General features: G+C 58.9%; 14 protein-coding genes. 9 read left to right on the top strand and 5 right to left on the bottom strand.

The features are described from left to right. Positions 1-18: 18 nt before the first annotated feature. Positions 19-1,047, bottom strand: a complete 1,029-nt coding sequence (locus KQI84_14575) for a hypothetical protein (GenBank protein MCB2156098.1) — start codon at positions 1,045-1,047, stop codon at positions 19-21. 154 nt (positions 1,048-1,201) lie between these two features. Between KQI84_14575 and KQI84_14580 the strand changes: the two genes are divergently transcribed. Continuing rightward, positions 1,202-1,507 carry a hypothetical protein gene (locus KQI84_14580; GenBank protein ID MCB2156099.1) on the top strand — a complete coding sequence of 102 codons (306 nt, stop codon included), beginning with the start codon at positions 1,202-1,204 and terminating at the stop codon, positions 1,505-1,507. A 3-nt stretch (positions 1,508-1,510) separates the two neighbouring features. Further along, positions 1,511-2,158, top strand: coding sequence for a YdbC family protein (locus tag KQI84_14585; GenBank protein MCB2156100.1), 648 nt, complete (start codon positions 1,511-1,513; stop codon positions 2,156-2,158). Here the strand turns inward: KQI84_14585 and rnr are convergent. Genes rnr through KQI84_14605 form a run of 4 tightly spaced genes read right to left on the bottom strand, consistent with a single transcriptional unit; the run spans position 2,155 to position 9,009 of the window. After that, the gene (gene rnr, locus KQI84_14590; protein MCB2156101.1) at positions 2,155-4,401 is read right to left on the bottom strand and encodes a ribonuclease R; all 2,247 of its coding nucleotides are present in this window, start codon (positions 4,399-4,401) and stop codon (positions 2,155-2,157) included. The genes KQI84_14585 and rnr overlap by 4 nt on opposite strands. A 2-nt stretch (positions 4,402-4,403) precedes the next feature. Continuing rightward, positions 4,404-6,149, bottom strand: a complete 1,746-nt coding sequence (locus tag KQI84_14595) for a hypothetical protein (protein MCB2156102.1) — start codon at positions 6,147-6,149, stop codon at positions 4,404-4,406. 12 nt (positions 6,150-6,161) lie between these two features. Beyond that, on the bottom strand, positions 6,162-8,111 hold the full coding sequence (locus KQI84_14600) for a hypothetical protein (protein MCB2156103.1): 1,950 nt from the start codon (positions 8,109-8,111) through the stop codon (positions 6,162-6,164). Between the two features lie 31 nt (positions 8,112-8,142). Then, entirely contained in the window at positions 8,143-9,009 is an 867-nt protein-coding gene (locus KQI84_14605) for a hypothetical protein (GenBank protein ID MCB2156104.1), read from the bottom strand. A gap of 195 nt (positions 9,010-9,204) precedes the next feature. Between KQI84_14605 and KQI84_14610 the strand changes: the two genes are divergently transcribed. The 7 genes from KQI84_14610 (at position 9,205) to nadE (ending at position 21,275) form a co-directional block, all read left to right on the top strand. Then, the gene (locus tag KQI84_14610) at positions 9,205-11,127 is read left to right on the top strand and encodes a hypothetical protein (GenBank protein MCB2156105.1); all 1,923 of its coding nucleotides are present in this window, start codon (positions 9,205-9,207) and stop codon (positions 11,125-11,127) included. Beyond that, positions 11,024-12,064 carry a hypothetical protein gene (locus KQI84_14615; GenBank protein ID MCB2156106.1) on the top strand — a complete coding sequence of 347 codons (1,041 nt, stop codon included), beginning with the start codon at positions 11,024-11,026 and terminating at the stop codon, positions 12,062-12,064. The genes KQI84_14610 and KQI84_14615 overlap by 104 nt, the downstream gene beginning before the upstream one ends. Before the next feature lie 364 nt (positions 12,065-12,428). Further along, the gene (locus KQI84_14620) at positions 12,429-13,457 is read left to right on the top strand and encodes a sugar ABC transporter permease (protein MCB2156107.1); all 1,029 of its coding nucleotides are present in this window, start codon (positions 12,429-12,431) and stop codon (positions 13,455-13,457) included. Further along, the gene (locus tag KQI84_14625; protein MCB2156108.1) at positions 13,454-14,623 is read left to right on the top strand and encodes a carbohydrate ABC transporter permease; all 1,170 of its coding nucleotides are present in this window, start codon (positions 13,454-13,456) and stop codon (positions 14,621-14,623) included. The genes KQI84_14620 and KQI84_14625 overlap by 4 nt, the downstream gene beginning before the upstream one ends. Positions 14,624-14,882: 259 nt before the next feature. After that, complete coding sequence (locus KQI84_14630) at positions 14,883-17,711, top strand: hypothetical protein (GenBank protein MCB2156109.1); 2,829 nt, start codon at positions 14,883-14,885, stop codon at positions 17,709-17,711. A 239-nt stretch (positions 17,712-17,950) separates the two neighbouring features. After that, positions 17,951-19,183, top strand: coding sequence for a hypothetical protein (locus tag KQI84_14635; protein MCB2156110.1), 1,233 nt, complete (start codon positions 17,951-17,953; stop codon positions 19,181-19,183). 112 nt (positions 19,184-19,295) lie between these two features. Next, a complete protein-coding gene (gene nadE, locus KQI84_14640) occupies positions 19,296-21,275 on the top strand; it encodes an NAD(+) synthase (protein MCB2156111.1) in 1,980 nt (659 codons plus the stop codon). Positions 21,276-21,287: the final 12 nt, after the last annotated feature.

Below are 21,287 nucleotides of genomic sequence, written 5' to 3' on the forward strand. Positions count from 1 at the left end.
TTCTCTTGGCGAACTCGCTCAGCGACTCGCCTCCGCCTCCAGCATCGCATCGCGCACCACGCGAGTCCAGATCGCGTAGCCGTTCTCGTTCATGTGCAGCATATCCGAACGATACAACTCCGGCCGCATCTTTCCGTCTTCCGTCAACATCGGCGTCGCTACGTCGATGTAAATCAGACGGTCATCCTTCGCGCATTCGGCAGCCAGCATATCGTTCAACTCCTGCATCTTCGGCCAGAACTGCTCACGGTTAGGGCTGGGTTTTGTGCTCAGGACGTAGATGTGCGTGTCCTCGCGCGAATCCCAGATCTTCTTGCAGAAAGCCTGGAACGTGTCCAGAATCGTCTCCGGCTGAACGCCATGGGCAATATCATTGTCACCCTCGTAGAGCAAGACCGTCTGAGGGTTGTACTTCAGGACGATACGATCGGCGTAATACAGCGCATCGTTCATCATGCTGCCGCCGAATCCACGAGGAATGATCCGTAACGGATCGAGATCAGACTCGATGGAGTCGTGCCACATCCTCATGCTGGATGAACCGACGGCCACGACCGAGTTCGCTGCATAGCGCGCTCGCATGTCGAGTTGTTCAAAAGCACGAATCTCATCTTCCCACCGCGTTGGATCCGGATAGGGAATATCTGCATCCAGCCCACGGAAAAGAGGGACGGAGTCATGCAGCGTAGCAGCTCCTTCCACAGTGTGGGTCCGATTTCCGGGCACACTTCCATCCGGGTTGAGCGCTTCTTTGTCCCAGGAACCTCTCGTGAACTTGTACTCGATTTCCGTCCCTGCAGGAACGGCCAGGGTTGTCGTGAACTTCCCATCGCGGAACGTCATCTCTTTCTTCGCGGGGTCCCACGGGCCGAGTTCCTCCAGGTTGCCCGTCAAGTAGACGGGCGCCGAATTCGCAGGCGCTTCAAGAACAAAGGTGATCGGCACTCCCTCCGAGGCTTCCGCGGTGGCGGCCTCCGGCTGCTGAGCTCGCGCGCAAGCCACAAAGAAGATCAGTGCAGTCATTGAAATCAGAATCGTACGGTTCATGGGATTCCTCCGTTCCCCTTCTTTCTAACAGCGCGACCCCACGGGCAAGGCCGAAGGTGCTGATGTCCGCATTCCAATTGACGAATGCACACTGCGATCGGGAGAAGGAGACCATGGGAGGCGTACATCCCGCGACGTTGACGGAGTCAAAGAAATGCCAAAAGCATCGGCGGACCGAGTGGTCTGCGAGACACCCACACCAGGAAAGAAGCCCGTGCGCATCGACCGCTGGAAATACGATGCCATCCGGAAAGCCATACTGAAATCCATCCCGAGGCACAGCGAAGGCGTTGCCTGGAAAGAACTTCCAGTCCTTGTCGAAGCGAACCTGAGCGAAGATGAGAAGGACCGCCTGGGTCATGTGGGGTGGTACACGATCACGGTGAAGCTCGATCTTGAAGTGAAGGGCGAGATCAAGCGTCTCGAAGGAGTCAAGCCACAGAAGCTCGTTCGGACTTAGCCGATGCTCATCAAGTGGATCCATTGCGAAGTCTCCTCCGAGCAGCGCGATGCCTTTGATCGCGCGCAGCAGCAATGGTCTTCCTTGGCCGATTGCGATGGCTTCATCCTGCAGGTCGGCGGATGGAACCTGAGGGCGAAGAATGAAGCGTGTGTGATCGGGCTCTGGCGGGATGAAGCAAGCTACTCCGCCTTCATGCGCGACATTCACGACAGCATCACTACGATCTCGCATCAGGAAAAGACGTACGATTCCTGCCGGACGGAGAGGTTCGATGTGCAACTCCGAATGGATGGCACTTCCCACAACCTATCAGAGGGAATCAGCAACGCCGAAGTTCTCCGAATCGCACGATGCAAGTTGAGACCTGGGCGCGAAGAGCGCTTCACAGAAGTGCAAGAATCCATCTGGATTCCTGGAATGCGCGGCGCAGGGATGTCATGTGGACTCTTTGGAAAGCACAAGAGCGACCCCTCCCCCACCTGTATCGTTATCTCTGCGTGGGAGACTGAGCAGGTGCATGCAGCGTATGTCGATGGGCCGTTCCGAGATCTCCGCCGGCGGGCAAGTATCGAGGATGATGTCTCGGAACTGAGCGGCGCGCTGGTGAAGCTCCTCTCCGAATGGACGTGCCTGGGTCAGCGTCCTTAGCGCTTCTTGCCGCGGCCCTTCTTGGGAGACTTCTTCTTCCCAGTTCGGGGTGGAGCGTATCGGCGCGACTTGCCCTTCGAGGCTGCCGGGGTCTCGCCCACGAGTTCCAGATCCAGTTCTCCTTCGAACGGATTCGCGCGCACGATCTTTACACGCACCTCATCGGTCAGCTTGTACTTCCGCCCAGACTTGCGACCGACCAAACTGATACCCAGATCATCCAGATCGTAGCGATCGTCCGTCATCGTGCGGATGTGAACAAGACCTTCAACCGAGTAGTGCTCGAGCTCGATGAAGAGGCCGAAGCCCTGAACGCCGGAAATCAGGCCGTTCATCTCGTCGCCTTCGAACTGCTTGATATACTCGGTCGCCTTGATCTGAGTCGAATCCCACTCGGCGGATTCAGCGACCCGCTCCTGTGTGCTTGTATGATCGGCCAGTTCGGCTATTTCCTCGCGACCATCCGCATCGTCCGGATAGGGAAGAGGTTCATTACGCTCCAAAGCACGCAACTGGCGATGCACAACAAGGTCCGGATAGCGGCGAATCGGCGATGTAAAATGGCAGTAGCACTTCGATGCCAATCCGAAGTGCCCACGATTGTCCGGCGAGTACTCGGCTCGCTTCAGGGCACGTAGCACCATTCGCCGAATAATGTGACCGCCGCGTCGATCGCCAATCGATTCGATGGCCTTCTGCAACTGATGATGCTGCAAATCGCCATCTCGATTGGTTAGCCGGACGCGAACCCCAAGTGCCTTCAAAACGTCTTCCAGCTTCGCAATGCGATCCGGATCGGCCGGTTCGTGAATTCGGTAGAGAGCCGGTGCCTGCTTCTTCGCCAGGAATTCCGCAACCGCCTCATTGGCGGCAAGCATGCAGTGCTCGACAAGGCGATGTGCCTCGAAACGCTCGGAGTAGCGCATGTCTTCGACTTCTCCGGTCTCGTGGAACATGATCTCCGTTTCCGGAATATCCAGGTCGAGGGAGCCGTTGCGCTCGCGCATGCTCCGCAACGTGCGCGAGCAATCGCGAAGCATAAACAGATCCTCGATGCAATCGCCGAACTCCTCCTTCTTGGCCTCCGGCGTGTCCTCCAGAATCGCCTGCGCTTCCTCGTACGTCAGCCGATGATCGCTGTGGATGACGGAGGAATAGAACTTCGTTTTTCCAAAGGTCCCATCCGGCTTGATGATCATCTCTGCCGTCATGGTGAAGCGATCGACGTGCGGATTCAGGCTGCAGAGATCATTCGAGAGACGCTCCGGCAACATTGGAACGACTCGGTCGACTGGATACACGGAAGTCGCGCGGGCGCGGGCCTCCTCGTCAATCGTATCATTCGGCCTGACAAAGTAAGAAACATCGGCGATGTGAACCCACAGTCGCCAGCAATCGCCCTCTTTTTCAATGCTCAGCGCGTCGTCGAAATCCTTTGCCGTGGCGGGATCGATGGTGATTGTCTTCAGCTCGCGCAGGTCGTGGCGGATCTTCAGTTCCTCATCCAGATTCATCTCGAGTTCGGAAGCAGCCTTCTCGACCGAAGGAGGAAATTCCGGAACGATCCCGCGATCGCGCAGCAGCAACAGAACGTCGATGCCGCGTTCGTGCGACGCACCGAGGCGTTCTTTGATCTTCCCGCGCAACGGCTGATCGGTCGACGTGAAGTCGGTGATTTCCACCATGACCCAATCGAAGTTGGAAATGCCAAGTTCCTTCGGCGGCATCGCGACTTCGATGCGACGCTGGATGGACTTGTCGCGCGGGATGACTTCGCCGCGCGTCCGGTCGGACTGCTGGAACATGCCGGCAAGTTCCGTGCGCGCGCGTTCCAGAACGTCGACGATGCGGCCGCGCAATCCGCGCGAAGTTCGCCGTGTCAGTTCGACGGCCACCGTGTCGCCATCGAGCGCGTCGGCCAGGTCTTCCTCGAAGACCATCACGTCGCGTTCGCCTTCGGCGGCTTCCGCGCTGTGCGGATCGAGGCGAACAAAACCATTTCCGCTCGAAACGACCTGGACCAGACCGATCAGGACCTTGCTCTGTGTTTTGCGTGAGACAACGCGCCAGTTCTTGCCGCCAACGCGTTCGATTCTGCCAGTGCGATCCAGCTTGCGGAGCGTGATTTGCAGATCGCGTCGCTCCGCAGAGTGCAAATTCAAGTCGCGCATCATCTCTCGCAGCGACATCGTTCCATGCGCCTTGCTGAGCAGGTGCAGGAGTTCTTTCTCATTTATGGGCATTCTCAAAAACCTCTAGTCGGGGACGGCTCATCGGTCATGACGGGCAAAGGGATCCCCTTGTCGGCGCTCCACTTACATTCCCGCCAACGCAGGATGGAGCGCCCCTCATATTCAAATAAACCGAAGATGTATTCGGTGTTCCCGATTCTTCTTAGGCGAAATGCGCGCCAATCCTCCGGGAAATCAACGTCAAAGGGCTGCCAGTGGCGCAACGGATCGGCGGAGACCCAGACGCGGTGCGGGTCATCCGTGGTCATATAGTAGAGCTCTCCGCGATGGGAGAGAGCAATGTGCCTCGTGTTCGTCGGCAGTTGATTCGGAACTGCGCCCGCCTCGACCCAGTAGCGAATATCGGGCGAGACAAACGAAAGCAATCGCGGCTTCTTCCCACCGACCTGCGTCCAGGAAAGCAGCGCGTAACTGTCTCCATAATCGACGACGCTGTTCCCGCGCATGGCGAAAGGCTCCCCATCGACTTTCCCTGATAATGCTGCACCGGGCTCCAGAATCGGGTTTGCGGGAACCGGCCGGAACACTCCCGATCCTGCACTGCCGGCCATGCTGATCGATTCAATGCCTTGCGCCGAAAGGCCCGAAAGAAAGACCGCCATCAGGCCTTCCCTTCTCCCGATTCCAATGGACTGGAATCCGCCTTCCCAGGAATGGCCATAGGCTGGAACGCGCCAAACGTCGCGCGACTCGAATTTGCCTGTGTAAGGACTCAAGATGTTCGCGACGACGTCGTGACTTGCAGTCGCTGCAAGTTGCGGCTCTTCGTGACTATAGAGATCATCGAGAATGGCAACGACCAGCATGTCGCCGCCGGATTCCGCGATCTCATAGTCGCGGATCGATCGGAATGGCTGTTCGAATTGGCCGTGGACACGACCGGGTGGAAGGATCTGCAGGATGCGCCGATCCAGGACAGCGTACTTTTGACCTTCGAGATGAAGAAGCAGTCGGACATCGCGCGTATCACCGGCCTCGCCGTAATTGGGCAGCGTGAAGGTGCGCGTATACAGCGAGGCGTCCTCTGCCTTTTCGACATCGAGCTTCATGTCCGCAATGGGCCGCCCATCCAGAAGGAGCTTCATGTCCCTACCACCGCCTCGAACAGCAAGCACTCCCGGCAGAACGACACTGACTTGCTGCGTGACGGTATTGGCTCCCGCCGGCATGGTGTAGTTTGGAACCAAGGCGCGGAAGGGGCTGGCTTGGATCACTTCCGAATCTGAGAGCAGTCTCGCGTCGATAATTCGCGGATTGGAGATAATCACTGGTTCTGACTTGAACGGCGTGTCGGGAATGAACTGAGTGGCCAATGTGAAGCTGGTCAGGTCAGTCGCCCGGCCGACGCGCTGCTTCAGCATCCAACGGACCTTTCCTTCAGCATTAGAAATCCGTCGCGCCGGGAAAACCTCGAAGCGATCCCCCGCCATCGAACCCGTCAGCACGAGCGCCACGGTGGCGGACGTCGAGACGGTGACCTCGAGGATATTGGCTTCATCATGAAGAACTGGTCCCGGGGTATCGAGAACGATCTGCGGCGAGGGCATCAAGCCGATGCCCGGCGCGCTTGCCTCGACGCTCCAACTGCTCGCTGAACCGGCCGCCTCAGGCAATTCACCAGAAAGTCGACCCGTCAGCGGGAATTGGAAGTCCTCGTAGTCTATTGCGTTGACCGACGCATGGCCGCCAAGAGGGAGGAGCAGGAAGAGAACGCTGAGGAGAGAGTAGAGCAACTTCATGAATTCACCTTATCAGTTTTGATCAGTAGCTGTGTTCGCAGAAGCGGGAATGGGGGCGACCCAAATCTCTGAAACCGGGCCGACCGGAATTGTGCGAATCGCGTTTCGGCGACACAACACAAGGAACTCGTACAACACGCGCCGATTCCGAGTATCCAGACCCGCGAAACGGATCGATGGATAGGCAGCCATTGCACGGTCGACTTCGTTCGGCATGGATCGCATCCCGATCTCGCCCATCAATCGAGAACCCTCCAGTCCGCCGTAGAAATCCACAAGACGACCGAACTCGAACTCGTTGACGAAGAGCATTGTCAGACCTTGCTCTCGCAGGCGATTGGCAAAGTCGTCGGCCGAATCGCTCGCCTTCAGATCCTCCGACCAGGTTGGAACATCCCAAACCGTGCAGACGTTTGATGCTTCAGGAAACAGTCGGCTGCGGGCTTCGAAGACGAGAAGCGGCGCACCGTCGCCTGAGGACTCCCGAGTCGCCATCAGCAACTCCACGGGGATGATCTTGTTCCGATCCCAGATTTCATCGGCCCTGGCGACCGCCAGAGGGCGTTCCTCCAACATCGTGCTGAGCAGCAGCAATCCCAATGCGCCAGCACCTGCGAACTGCAGTGGCCGCGCCCCTCGGACAAACGTCGCTCGCGCCGCCACAGCAGTCGCCAGCCCGATGGCCGGGAGCACAAACCGGTCCGGGTTCAAACCCACCAGCAGCCAGGCCCCATAGCCCGCAGCGGCAGCGAATAGCAGCAGCCGCGGCGCGGGCCGACGCAGAGCGACTCCGCCCAGCGCGGCAAGGAGCAGAACGCTGATCGGGAGGAATGGAATGGCGTAGCCGAACACGGTGGTTCGCGTGAATGCCGCCTCCCAATACTCGGCCGAGATAGGCGAACGCGGGTGATGCTGCTCCACGACGAACGCGGCCTGCTCGGCAGACCAGCCGGGCGCTTCGCCCTTGAACGGATGTAGCGGATTGCCGGCCAGGGCGGTTGAGCGAACAAACCATAAGCCCAGTCCTGTCAGAATTCCAATCGAGACAATTGCTCCGACCATGACGGCCCTTCGTGCGTCCGGACTATGTCTCTGGCGCAGCCCCCCGATCACCGCAACCATACCCAAAGGCACAGCAACGATCCCGAGGGCGGAGAACTTCACCGCCGCCGCCGTGCCCGCGAAGAAACCGGCGAGAAGAAGGGCGCTGAGCCTTGGCCGAGTTGGAGCCAGGGCGGACAAGAGGCGTTCGAAAGCCGCCAATGCGAACATCGCCGTCAGCAGATCCGAATGGGCATTCAACTGACCGGCCCAGACGATCGGGTGCCACGCATAAAGCGCCACCGCGGCCCACCGGCCCCGTCGACGTGCGCCCAATTGACCAGCCAATCGGCCACACAGAAGCGACCCAGCCACGACTGCCAACCAGATCAGTACGCGGATACCCGGATCGTCCAGAGTTGAACTCCGATCGGAAAGCGCCGGCGCGTACAGCAGCGATGCCGCCTGTGGCAGGCGGCTGTAGAAATCGCCCGGAACGTACCGCAGGCCAGTGTCTCCGGCGACGGCATGTGCCAGCGGCAGATGATAACTGAGGATGTCGTAGGAAACATGTGGCTTCGGCAGAAGGGGCACGCCCGCCAGCCAGCCAAGGATCGCCACGCCGAGAAGAACAACCGCGAGGCGATCGCGCAAAAGCTCTCGGCCAGGCAGGAATTGCGGGAACCCGCGCTTCAGAGATCCCAAAGCAAATCCAGCGATGCCAACAACCGACAATCCCCACGCGAACGGAACAACCAGCCCGAAGAGCGCCCCCGCGAAGAGGACGGGAACGGCCACAGCCGCACCGAGGGCGAAGCAGACACTCCAAGGAATGCGGGCATGCGGGCGACGCTCCATGATCCGCCAGATCGCCAGCCCCCATGCGAGAAGTCCCGCACCCCAGAGCGCGGCGCGTATCAAATCGAGAGGTTGGGTGTCCAGATGGAGAATCTCAGAGGGCACGGTTCACAGGGCGATAGACAGAGAAGTGAGGCGTTCCCGGAAGCAACCGGGCCTGGCCCAGTTCCTTCACATAGGTTCGCAGCCCCGCAATCTCCGGCTCGCCCAGCGGTGTGCGCAAGGCATGTTGATAAATCTTGGTCATGATATTCGGCGGCAAGGTCAGGCGTTCGGCCTCTTTCTGGGCAATCATCGCCGCCTCGTTCGTGTTCAGATGGGCCAGGTCGGTGAGTTCCTGATCCAGGTTGTACAGATTAATTCCGCGGCGGCAGGCCCAGACGTGCATCACGTAAGGCGCGTTCGTCTGGCTGAACCAGCCCTGGCTCAGGTCCCAGGCCCAGGAAAAGGCCGACCGCCGAGCCAGCAATGCGTTCTCCCCCGCCAGAATGTACGCATCGTGTGGATCGCTATCGAAATTGAACCTACGCGCATCCAGGGGAACCTTCGACTGGGTGAACTGCGGATGCTGGCCGATCTGGCGCGGCAGCAGGAGCTCTGCAAGCAACCCCGCACCGAGGTCGTTCTGGTCGACGAGGACTCGGCGGATTTCGGTCGGGAGCCCCTTCGAGAGGACCAGGAACATATTCGCCGAAGAAACCGTCGAAATGCCCGCGCCCTTCAGCATGTTCAGATTCGGCGTGGTCAGGAAATCGCTCGTCGGCAACAGCGCCACGTCGAGCACTTCATGCTTCAGCCCCTCGAGCAAATCGTCGCGCGAGTACTGCTGCGATATCACCGGCGTCCGCACGGCTTCGATGCCGCGGACCAGCGCTCTGGTCGTAAAATCGTCGAAGTATCCCAGCTTCAATCGCAGGGAACCGGGCGAAACCCGCGTCGTTGTGCCCCCGGGGGTGCGCATGCGTAACTGACTCCTATATCCGAAACAGTGTCAGATCGTGTCGACCGTGTCATGGACAAAAATCCAAGGGAGGGCGTAAAGGGAAAATCTGGACAGTGTCTTTGGAACAGGAGTCAATACGCGTTGACCATTGGCCCAATGCAAGGTTCACTGGCTGTGCGGTCAGTCAACTTGAGAAGGCAGAGGAGAATGGGGATGAAGATGCTCACAGCGATCACGCTTGCCCTGGTGTTCCTGACCGGCTGCGCGTCGATCGAATCTGCGAAGGAACCGAGGACGACCGTCACGTTCAAGGACGCCTATCTCCTTTCGCAAGGCGGCCAGGAAGATCACGCTAAGCTGTTCGCATTGCTCGAGAGTGAGGACGTAGAAGCCCGGGAAAGCGCAGCGTTTGCGATTCGCTTTCTCGATGAGATTCCTTGCGATGTCTTTGAGAGGCTTGTCCTGATGGGGAAGGGAAATGGGGAAGGCCGATTGCCGGAGGTCATCGTCTCGACACTGGCGGCCCTCACTCCAAGCCACATGCAGTGCGTCCACGAAGTCCTGGCTCAAGAACCTGCTCTGGAGAACTTCGAAATTGCCCTGCTGGCGGCACTGTTTTCCAAATCTTCCCCTGATACGCAAAGGGCGATCGAGACCTGGCTGGACGATCCCAGCCCAGCCGTTCGCGCCAGTGCACTCTTTGCCCTGGTAATGTCTGACAGAATCTCACCCGCTCGGTCGAGGTACATCGCGCGGTCGCTCCTGCAGAATGATAATGAACGGGTCGCGGAGACTGCGAGAATGCTGTGGGCCTATGGCACGCAGCAGATAGGTGTCAGCGAATCCGATATCATTGAAATCGAACAGGCCGTGCCCGTGGAGGTAGAGCCTTGGGGCGGGGAAGGCGCCTCTCCCATTCTCTCCCTGTGGGCCAAGGACTCGTTATTTGTTCTCGAAGCGATGTTTGAGGACGTCGAAACCGGGGATGAAGCATCCCGGAAGCAAGCCATTCAGTGCTTAGAGGGCCTGACTCGGTTGCCCGATGGCAGCGACGAGGTCCTTCTCCGTTACCTTTCGAGCACAGACGAGGAATGTCGCAGGCTGGCCGTGAATCTTGCTGGCCAGACTTCAATTCCAGTGGGCAGTCCACTCGAAGAAGCACTTGTCACTGCATTGAGGGACTCCAGTTCCACCGTTCGCCTCCGCGCAGCGATCACGCTTTCAGAACTCGATCGTGTGGATGATCAGAGGTTGGAGGAGATCAAGGCGGCATTCGATCAGGCAGTGTCGGAGGAGGAGCGGATAGAGTTCGCTTTGGGCGTGAACCGCCTGATGTGGGAGTACTTCGATGCCTTTGAGCGCGCCGTGGACGCTGCGGGAGATCCAGGGGACCCACATTGCAGGGAGGCCCATGACTTGCTCTTTACTCCCCGAATGGAGCGGATTCGCGAACAGCTTGGCGATCCCGAAGGCTTCTTTGCTTGGAAGGATTTGGAAGGGAACAGGATTGCAGACGCTCTGGCCAGGCAGGAGTTCGTCAAGTCAACGTCGGAGGACACCCCAACTTCGATCGGATTCAAGGCATTCTGTGATCTTGCGACCGGTGAGGCGGCCAGGAGGGATGAGCTATATCGATTGCTACGAGAGGGCGATCAGCGATCGCAATTCTACGCGACTGTCGCCGTCTTCTATGTCCAAGACCTGCCATGCGATGTCTTTGAATCGCTACTGAGGATCGAAGAAGAAGATAGCTTATCCCGACAATCAGTCTTTCTGTCGGCAGCCATGATCGCCACAAATCGCTTGAACTGCCTTCGAGATTGTCTATCCCGCCGCGATTCAGATGGATTCTGGACTACGGTATTTGTGGCTATCAGAGCGGTGAAACTGAGACCCAATGCCCTCGAAGCAATGAAGCTCTACATTAAGGATCAAGACCCATATGTCCGGGGCCGGGCACTCCTCGTACTTGCCGCTTCAGGAGTCGTTGCGCCAGAAGAGTTGAGACTCCTCTCTCAACCGATGATGGCCGATGAAGACCCAGAGGTTTTGGAACTGGCGACTGAATTGGGCATACAACGTCTCGCACACGGAGGTTGCGGAGAAGGACATCTCTGCGCTGCGACAAGCAATTGACGATACGGATCGCTACTACACGATCCTCTCGAGATGGGCTGGGAGATCTTCTCTGGCTCTTCAGGCACTGTTCGAAGAGGTGGAGGCAGGCTCCGCCGATGACTGTTTGCTTGGCGAGTTGAGGGACCTGCCAGATGGGAGCGAAGCCGTGCTGGTTCGCTTCCTATCCAGTTCCAATCCCGTGTGTCGGAAGTGGGCGGCAAAGTTGGCAGACCTAGTCTCGATTCCGGACGACAGTGCGCTGGAGAAAGCCCTTCTCGATCGACTTGTGGACCCGAATGTCGATGTCTGGTGCGCTGCAGGTTCATCGATCGCAAAGGGGATCGAATCACATCCCGCGCGGCTTACTCGTGCGTTCGAGATGTTTCCTCAATTGGACGCGGAGTCCCGAGCGCATTTCCTCGCGCGAATTGCCTCCAATGACGCTGTTGTCGACCGAGGTCATATTCCGTTCCTGGCAGACCTGGCTCTGAACAACCCCGCCTCGGCCGTGCGCCAGAATGCGGGCGGTGTTCTTGGAGACATCGCCTTGGACGATGCGGAATGGGGAGCCACCTCTTCGCCGGAACTGATTGCTGTGTTCAGAGAGGGACTGAGCGATCCCCTGCCCTCGATCCGATGCAACTCGGCCACCTACCTTACCTGGACGAGAGTGACCGATCCAGAGATCATTGCGGAGATCCGCGAGGGATATGAGAACGCCGAGACACAGGAAGAACGAGGAACGCTGGCCCTCAGTCTTCTGCGTCTCGATCCCACCGCAACCGAAGCGCTGCCCGATGCGATTGCCATTCTGGACAACCCCAAGCACCCGCAATACGGCCCCGCAATCAGGCGACTGCTTGGCGAAGATATTGACTCGATTGAGAGCGCGATTGAGAGCTCAAAGCCCTTCTTTGAATGGATGGGCCTTTCCCTCAGCGATCTCCTGGAGTAATAGGCTCCCACATCTCGAGCATCGTGCCGCTGACCTGAACGGCGATCGGGTTTATGCCCGCGAACAGATTTCGACACATGTATGCAGTGGCGCCTCCCAGACCCTCCTCCGGCAGGGGCGTTTGGTGGAGATCGAGGAGCACTCAGACGTAAGCTGTGGATGAGCGCGTGATGAGCCTCAAACTTCTGACGAAACCGAGAAAAAGCCGGGCTGGTTGGCTGGCGTCCCGTTTCATGCTCCTTCGGGCACGAATTCACCAATTTTTATCCCTAGTTTTCCTTGCGGACAGCACTCCTGCGGTCATACCCAACACAGATGCTTGCCCGAAAGGGCGGGCCGATTTCCCGGAAATTTGACTGGTCCCATGACAACCTACCAAGCCCGAAGGATGCGCGAGAATTTCGAAGCGTACCTGTACCTGGCCCCTGCAGGCATTATCCTGCTCGTTTTCTGGTTTCTGCCCGTCATCCTGGCGCTGATTGTCAGCTTCTTCGACGCGACGGCCCTGATGCCGATCAGTGAGTTCAAGTTCGTCGGACTCAGCCAGTACATGCGAGCATTCAAGGACGAGGAATTCGTCAAGTCGTTGTGGAATACGGTGAACTACGCGATCTACAGCGTGCCGCCGACACTGGCGCTGTCGCTGCTCGCGGCGATGTTGCTGAATTCGAAGATCAAGGGCCGCGCGTTCTTCCGCACGGCCTTTTTCCTTCCGTACATCACGACATGGGTCGCCATCTCGATCGTGTGGAAGTATCTCTTCCATCGCGAGTTCGGCCTGATGAACTGGTTCCTGACGGTCTGGCGCGAGGACATTCTCTATTCGCTGTCCTTCCATCAGTTCGGCGGCGTGCCGATGAAGTTGAGCTGGCTGAGCGAGCCGGCGGGCATCTGGGAAATGATTTTCCATTTCAATATGCCGGCGTTGCCCGGAGGGGTCGATGCTCTGATCGCCGGACCGAGTCTCGCCCTTTTTTCGATCGTCATCACGAGCATCTGGCGCGATATCGGTTACTTCATGATCATCTTCCTGGCCGGCCTGCAGAACATCGACAAGTCGTACTATGAGGCGGCCGATATCGATGGCGCGACGCCCTGGCAGAAGTTCTGGACGATCACGTTCCCGCTGCTGAGCCCGGTGACGTTCTTCCTGATGATTATCTCCGGCATCGGCGCCTTCAAGATCTTCGTTCCGATGCTGATCATGACGCCAAACGGCGGTCCGGAGTACAAGACCGCACCGATTGTGTTCCGAATGTTCGAGGTTGGCTTCCAAGGCCAATGGGAACTGAGTTACGCTTCGGCGATCGCCTACATTCTGACCATCATTATTCTGATCCTGACGTTCGCTCAGAATAAGCTGTTCGGGAAGAAAGTGGAGTATTCCCAATGATCGCCCTCGCATTTCTCATTTTGCTGATACTGAACATCTTTGGGATCGGGACGCTGATCTGGATTTACTTCCTGCCCTATCGTGGCGCGCTCGTCTCGAAGACAAACAAGAACATCAAGGCATTCTTCCTGTATGAGATGCTGCTGATCGGCGCGCTATCGATGCTGCTGCCGTTCTACTGGATGGTTATCACATCCTTCAAGGACGCCGAGACGGCCGTGGCCTTCCCGCCGCAGTGGCTACCGGAACGCGTCGAGTACATCTACACGAATCCCGAAACCGGCGATGAGTCCCGCATTCGTTTGCTGGACGTTCAGCGCTACAAAGGCCAAAAGGTCCGCGCCGCCCCCGTCGATAAGATTGCATTCAAAGAAATCGACATGGGCGAGTACAAGATCACGCGCGAGGAAGCGGATCCGGAAGCGGTTATTCGCGTCGATCCCAACCTGCTCGAAAGCTCCACGGTGATGCAGCTCGATGGCCGAAACTTCCTGGCTGCGTGGTACGCACCGGAAGCGGCCACGCGCGGCGGCGTGAACTTCGGGCGCTATTTCTGGGTCTCGATCTTTGTCGGTGTCGTTTCGACGGCCGGAACGCTGATCACGGCGGCATTCGCGGCATTCGCCTTTGCCAAGATGAAGTTCTGGGGCCAGGGCGCGTTCTTCTACATCGTGCTGACAACGATGATGGTGCCGGGACAGGTGCTGCTGATTCCGGACTTCCTCATTCTCTCGAAGCTCGGCTGGCTGGATACCTATCTCGCCCTGATTGTGCCCTTCCTTGCATCGGTGTTCACAATCTTCCTGATGCGTCAGTTCTTCATGACGATTCCGGACGACTTGTGGGATGCGGCGCAGATCGACGGCGCGGGACGTTTCCGCTTCCTGTGGCAGGTTGTGGCCCCGCTCTCGAAGCCTGTGTTCATCACGGCCGGCATCTTCATCTTCCTGGGCAGTTGGAACTCGCTGCTCTGGCCGTTGATTGTGACGAGTACCCCCGAAATGCGAACGCTGATGGTCGGATTGCAGGCCTTCAACGAGGAGTCCGGAAGCGAATTCCAGCTTCTGATGGCCGCCTCGACCATGGCGATTCTTCCCATCGTGATCATGTTCTTCCTGCTGCAGCGCTTCTTCATCCAGGGCATTGCCCGCACCGGTTTGAAGTAAGCCCACAGGACGAACAGCCCCTGCTCACGCGGGCCCGGCGATTCCATTCGCCGGGCCCGCGTTTTTCTGCTCTCTGAGCTTTCGCCCTGGCAGTGCTTCTCCTTGCCATCTTGGGCCCCATTGCATGTCATTATTGTGATCAACCATCAGGGCGGATGGGGTGGCTTTTCTGCTTCAAGAGACTTCGAGGTCTCGGTGTATGTGGAGAGGGATTCCGTATTGGATTCTGAACGTATCGTTGAAGGAGGAGAGTCCAGTGATGACAAGAAACCTTCGCGGAGTTCGATGTCTACGGCGGCTCCTGGTCTGTCTGTTTCTATTGCTTTGTTCGGCGAGTGCCCTTGGACAAAGCACCACGCCGAAGGACCACTATTGGGAGCCCAACGGTACCGTCTATGCCATCGACGAATCCGATGGGATCACGTATCTTGGCGGCAGTTTCACGCAGATGCAGGCGAACATCCACCGGGCTGCGGTTCTCGATGCCTTCTCGGGGGAACCGACCGGGCATCAGCCTGAAACTAACGACATCGTTCGTGCCTGTGTATCGGAGGGCGACGGGGGCTGGTTTATTGGAGGGGATTTCACCGAGGTGGATGGCGTCGCCCGCGAGTTTGTTGCCCACCTTCTCTCGGACGGCTCGTTGGATCCGGATTGGCATGTGACTTTGGACGACTCCGTCCTCTGTCTCGCGCTTTCGGGAGAGACTCTCTACCTTGGTGGTCAATTCACGTCGGCGGAGTCGAATACCCGTGAGTATCTGGCCGCAATCGATGCAACAACGGGCGCAGTTCTTCCATGGAATCCAGGGGCGAATGATGCGATCCGCGCCATGACCATTTCAAGTTCGACAATCTTCGTGGGTGGGTCCTTCACGGAGATTGGGGGAAATCCCAGATCCTACTTCGCAGGATTGGATGCTTCCGGCGGAGTTCTGGGCAGTTATCCCGTGCCTTCCGCCGCAGTTTACTCTCTCGCAACATCCGGCACACAAGTACTGCTGGGGGGCGACTTCACCAGCCTCGACGCCGAACCGCGTGAGCGGATTGCAGCGATTGAAGTCGATACCGGAGCCATCGCCTCATGGGCCCCGGAAGCCAACGGCAGAGTTCTGTGCATCGCGGTCGCCGGCCCGCTTGCCTATGTCGGCGGTGAGTTCACCTCCATCGAGGGCCAATCGCGCAATCGACTCGCGGCGATTGAACTCGACACAGGACAACTCTCGGATTGGGGACCATCGATGTCGGGCTCGGTCAACGGGATCGCGGAACTGGGCGGGATGGTGTATGTGGGAGGGGACTTCCTAAGCATCAACGGCAGCTCGAATCCATACGTCGCGGCGATCAATGCAACGACGGGACTGGCCAAGGATTGGTGGCCAGTCCCGAACGCTCCCGTCCTATGCGTCGCAGTGGCCGATTCACGAATTTTCATCGGAGGCGACTTCACAAATCTCAAGACGGAAACGCGAGACAGACTGGCGGCGTTGGATTCGTCTCTTCAACTCACGGATTGGGCTCCAAGCGCAAGCGATACGGTGAATGCGATCGATGTTTGGAGCTCCACCGCATACATCGGGGGCGACTTCACGAACATCAGTGGCGAGACGCGAAACCGAATCGCAGCGGTCGATGCGACCACAGGTGCACTCGCGTCGTGGGACCCGAACGCGAACGGACGAGTCTACGCGCTGATTGCCACGGAGGATTCGATCTTTGCGGGTGGTTCGTTTATTGGCATCGGCGGACAAAGCCGCAATGGGCTGGCGGGGCTGGATCCTTCAACCGGCCTGGCCACGAGTTGGAACCCGCAAGTGGACAGCTTCGTTCTGTGCCTGGCGGCATCGGAGACAAATCTCTATGTCGGTGGCGGTTTCATGCACGCCGGAGGGCAAAGCCGATCGCGGCTGGCGGCATTCGATCTGGCGTCCGGTGCACTGAACAATTGGAGCCCTGGCGCGAACTACTTCGTCCATTCCCTCGCAGTCCACGACTCTACTGTCTACGTGGGCGGAGACTTCGTGGCGATTAGCGGGAACGTCCGCTATCGACTGGCATCATTAGATGCGGCGACGGGAGCCGTCTCCTCCTGGAATCCAAACTCAAACGGGATTGTCCATTGTCTGGCAGCGGACAATTCCACGGTTTACGCAGGGGGCGATTTCAGCACCATCGGCGGGCAGAGCCGATCTCGCCTCGCCGCGTTCGATGCCGTGACCGGCAGTCTCGTTTCGTGGAGTCCTTCGCCCAGCGGATCGGTGCGCGCGCTTGAACTCCGCGAGAATGACCTGCATGTCGGTGGAGCATTCACCACGATTTCCGGCGAGTCATGTCGTTCCTACGCACAATTCGATATCACCCCGCCTGACATCACACCCCCGATTTCTCAAGTCGCCGTCTCGGATCCGACACAGGTTGGAGGCGACATCGTGGGAACTTACTCCGCGGTCGACAGCGAGAGCGGTGTGACTTCTGCGACGTTGTGGATCATGCCACCGGGAGCCGTGTCCCCGGTCGGCCAGTCGATTTCCGGAGGCACTTGGTCATATTCACCCACGGCCGGGGACGGAGCATATCGATTCACCACTACAGCAATGGATGGCGCCGGCAACACCGAAGCCCTTTCCGGTGCCTCTGCGATTGTGGTGCTGTATAATGATATTGAAAACAGCCCATACGAAGTCACCAACCTCTCCGATGATCCAACAACGTTCCCAATGACGGGTGATCTGGATGTCGTCATCGAACTTTCCATCGGCGCGACGGGCGGCCCAGTTTCGGTCAGCCGAATCACCGGCGATGTCTCTCCAATTGGGCTCGATCCAGGAGCCCTGATCGATGAGATGCTTCACATCGAGGGAGTTCTGAATGGCGCTGCCACCATCATCTGGCCATACGACCCGTTGAATGATGATTCCCTGTGCGGGCCGATCGACACCGTGTTCCAGTACGAGGCGGGAATTCCAGTCAATCAGTACGCAGTTGCGCCCGCGTGTGAGACTCTGACTATCGGGCCGGTGTCGAGTTTCAGCGACTGGTACGCTGGGAACAGCACTGCCGATGTATCGGACTGGATGTTCCTCTATTAGGCGAAGTGACCGCCGCTTGAGCGACTGCGTCGCCCTGCCATTGACACATCGGCTGTGTCTGTTCTGGATAAGGGGCAACGGTCGATTCGGACCGGCGAATTCACTGCAGCCACAGGATGAATATGCGGATTCTCGTTCTTACCACTGAGCCCCTCCCCTTGCCGGGGCTGCCGACTACTGGAGCGGGGCTCCGCGCGTGGGGGCTAGCCTTTGGGCTTCGTTCTGCCGGATTTGATGATGTGCGCATCGGGTTTGCAGCGGATTCGGTTCGCGGTACGGAGGTCGATCCGTCGGTTGTTCCAGGCGTCTCGATGTTCGAGCGCGACCGTTTGCGCGAGTATCTGGAGGAGCAGAAGCCGGACGCAATTGTGCTGCAGCATTGGGGGCTCGGGGCGAGCCTGCCACCGGTCGATTGCCCGCTGGCCGTCGATCTGGCAGGGCCGCATCTGCTGGAGCGCCGGCTTTGGGGGTCCAAACGCCTGGATGCGGATCTGCGCGAAAAGGTGGAGACACTGTCGCGGGCGGACTTCGTGATTTGCTCGGGCAGATTCCAGCGCCACTACTTCCTACCTTTCCTTTTCCAGGCGGGGTTCGAGCCCGAAGCGAGCTTGTGCCCGGTGGTGCCGTTCAGCGTCGCGCCGGACATTCCAGCGCCGTCGGAGAACCGCGACCTGAGCGCGTTCCTGTACGGTGGGTTCTTCCTGCCGTGGCAGGATCCGGAGAACTCGCTGCGCTGGACGCTGGAAACGCTCGATGAACGGGAAAAGGGCAAGCTGGTCGTCGTCGGTGGACCGCACCCGAGCATCGACGTGAGCGGTGGGCGCTTCGAGAAGCTCGGACGCCTGATCGATGAACATCCGCGCGCCGAAAGCCATGGCACGATGCCGTTTGGCGAGTACTTGTCGCTGCTGGGCCGGTGCGGGGCGGCGATCGATCTGATGCCTCGGAATTCTGAACGCGAGCTCGCTTTCCCGACGCGCACGGTGGTTGCGCTGTGGGCGGGACTGCCTGTGATTCACAACAATTACGACGAATTGGCCGAGCCGATTGAGCGCGCAAAGGCGGGTTGGACGCTCGATCCGGGCGATCGGCAAGGATTCAGAAAGGTGATCGATCGCCTCGTCGGACACGGCGAGGACATCGAACGCCGCGGCCAGAACGCCCAGGAACTGGTGCGAAAGCACTTCACCTGGGACAAGACGATTCACCCATTGGCCGACTGGTGCCGCGAGCCCCGGAAGCGCGAGGGGAAGACCACAGTAGCCATGCCGGCGGCCACCAAGGCGCCCAGGGATGCGGCTTCGAAGAAGGGGCGCGTTAGCTACTCTCCCCCGCCGCCGGTTGCCGGTCCGAACCGCCTGCAGCAAGTCCTCTCGCCGCTGGCGCTACTACTTGCACTGCCGATTGCACTGGTCCTGCTGATTCTCTTTGGCGGCGCGGAACTGGTCAAGATCCTGATGCGCAGGCGCTAGTCGCCTGAAATGTCCAATCGCGACAGTCTGGCGATGCCGCCTCTTTCGGCTGGCCCCTCGGCGCGTTTCGTGCTGAAGTCTTTGCAGACCCTCGATCTGAATGGAGCAGGCTATGCGCTGGATTCGCATTGGAGCAGCCGCAGTCAATCAGACTCCGCTCGATTGGAGCGGCAACCGAGTCCGTTTAATCCGCATTGTGGAGGAAGCGCGCCTGGCGGGCGTGCAATTCCTCTGCCTGCCGGAGTTGGCGCTTTCCGGCTATGGGTGCGAGGATGCGTTCCATGGTTTGGCGCACAGCGCGCGCGCGATGGAATCGCTTCTGGAATTCGCGCCCGCGACAAAGGGCATGGTGGTGGCCGTGGGCGTTCCAGTTCGGATGCACCACGGGCTGTATAACTGCGTCTGTTTAATTGCGGGCGGAAAGATCCTCGGGATCTCGGCGAAGCAGAATCTGGCGGGCGACGGAATCCACTACGAACCGCGTTGGTTCCGGCCATGGCCGGCGGGCGAATGCACCAAGGTCGAGATCGGCGGCAAGGAAGTGCCGTTCGGCGATCTTGTGTTTGATGTCGGTGGGATTCGCATCGGAGCCGAGATTTGCGAGGATGCCTGGGTGCCGACTCGGCCCGGGCTGCGCATGTCGCGCGCCGGATGCGATGTGATCATCAACCCGAGCGCGAGTCACTTTGCATTCGGAAAGACGAAGCAGCGCGAACGAATCGTCACGGAAGCATCGCGGGCTCTCGGGACCGCGTACGTGTATTCCAATTTGCTGGGCAATGAAGCCGGCCGTGTGATTTATGATGGCGAGCTCCTGATCGCGTCAAATGGCGAGATCGTTGCGCGCGGTAATCGATTCAGTTTCTCCGATCATCAGTCGACCAGCGCGATCATCGACGTGGACATGATCCGCATGCGGCGTACGCGCCAGACGAGTTTCTACACAAGCGATGCGGGCATTCATATCGTTGAGGCCGATTGGAACTGGAAGATCACGCATGATCCACCAACGCCCCCTGCAACACAGCCGCATGGCTGGGCAGGCGGCGAACACGTGAAGGAGGAAGAATTCTGTCGTGCAGTGGCATTGGGGCTCTTCGATTATCTGAGAAAATCCGGTAGCCGCGGATTCGTCGTTTCGCTCAGCGGCGGCGCGGACTCGACGGCAGTCGCAACGCTCGTGGCATTGGCGTATCAGTTCGCGCGCATGGAACTGAGTGCAGAAGAAGTCCAGGCGCGTCTTCCACGTCTAAAGCTCGATCGTCGATCGTTCTGCGGCGGTCTGCTGGAAACGGCGTACCAGGCTTCGCCGAACAGCTCTGAGACAACGCGCAAAGCAGCCGAGGACGTGGCGAAGGCGCTGGGCGCGGGCCACCACGAGTGGAACATCGGAAAGCTTGTCGAGGAATACACCAGCCAGGTCGAGATGGCCATCGGCGAGGAACTGACCTGGGACAAGCATGATATTGCGATGCAGAACATCCAGGCTCGCGTCCGTGCGCCGGGGATTTGGATGCTGGCGAATGTGCGCGGTTCTCTGCTGCTTGCCACGAGCAATCGAAGCGAAGCGGCGGTCGGCTACGCGACGATGGATGGCGATACGGCAGGTGGTCTGAGCCCGATCGCCGGGATCGACAAGTACTTCCTGCGCAAGTGGCTGCGCTGGATGGGCACCGAAGGTCCCGAAGGGATCGGTGCGGTCGATGCGGTCATGTCCGTACTGGAGATTCCGCCGACCGCCGAGTTGCGTCCAGCCCATCACAAGCAGACGGACGAAGCGGACCTGATGCCGTATGATCTGTTGGACGCAATCGAGCGACTCGCGATTCGCGATCATATGTCGCCGCGCGAGGTGTTCGAGAACCTCGTTCATGAATGGGCGAACAAGGTGGGGGGCGAGGCGAACCTGGGCGATTACATTCGGAAGTTCTATCGTTTGTGGGTGAGGAATCAATGGAAGCGGGAACGTTATGCGCCGTCCTTCCATTTGGACGACGCGAATCTGGACCCGAAGACGTGGTGCCGGTTCCCGATTCTATCCGGTGGCTATGAGGAGGACTTCCTGCAATTGCCCGGGGCGCCAAATTCCTGACAAAGGAGCCAG

It is taken from the genome of bacterium, assembly GCA_020444065.1.
Lineage (GTDB): Bacteria > Sumerlaeota > Sumerlaeia > SLMS01 > JAHLLQ01 > JAHLLQ01.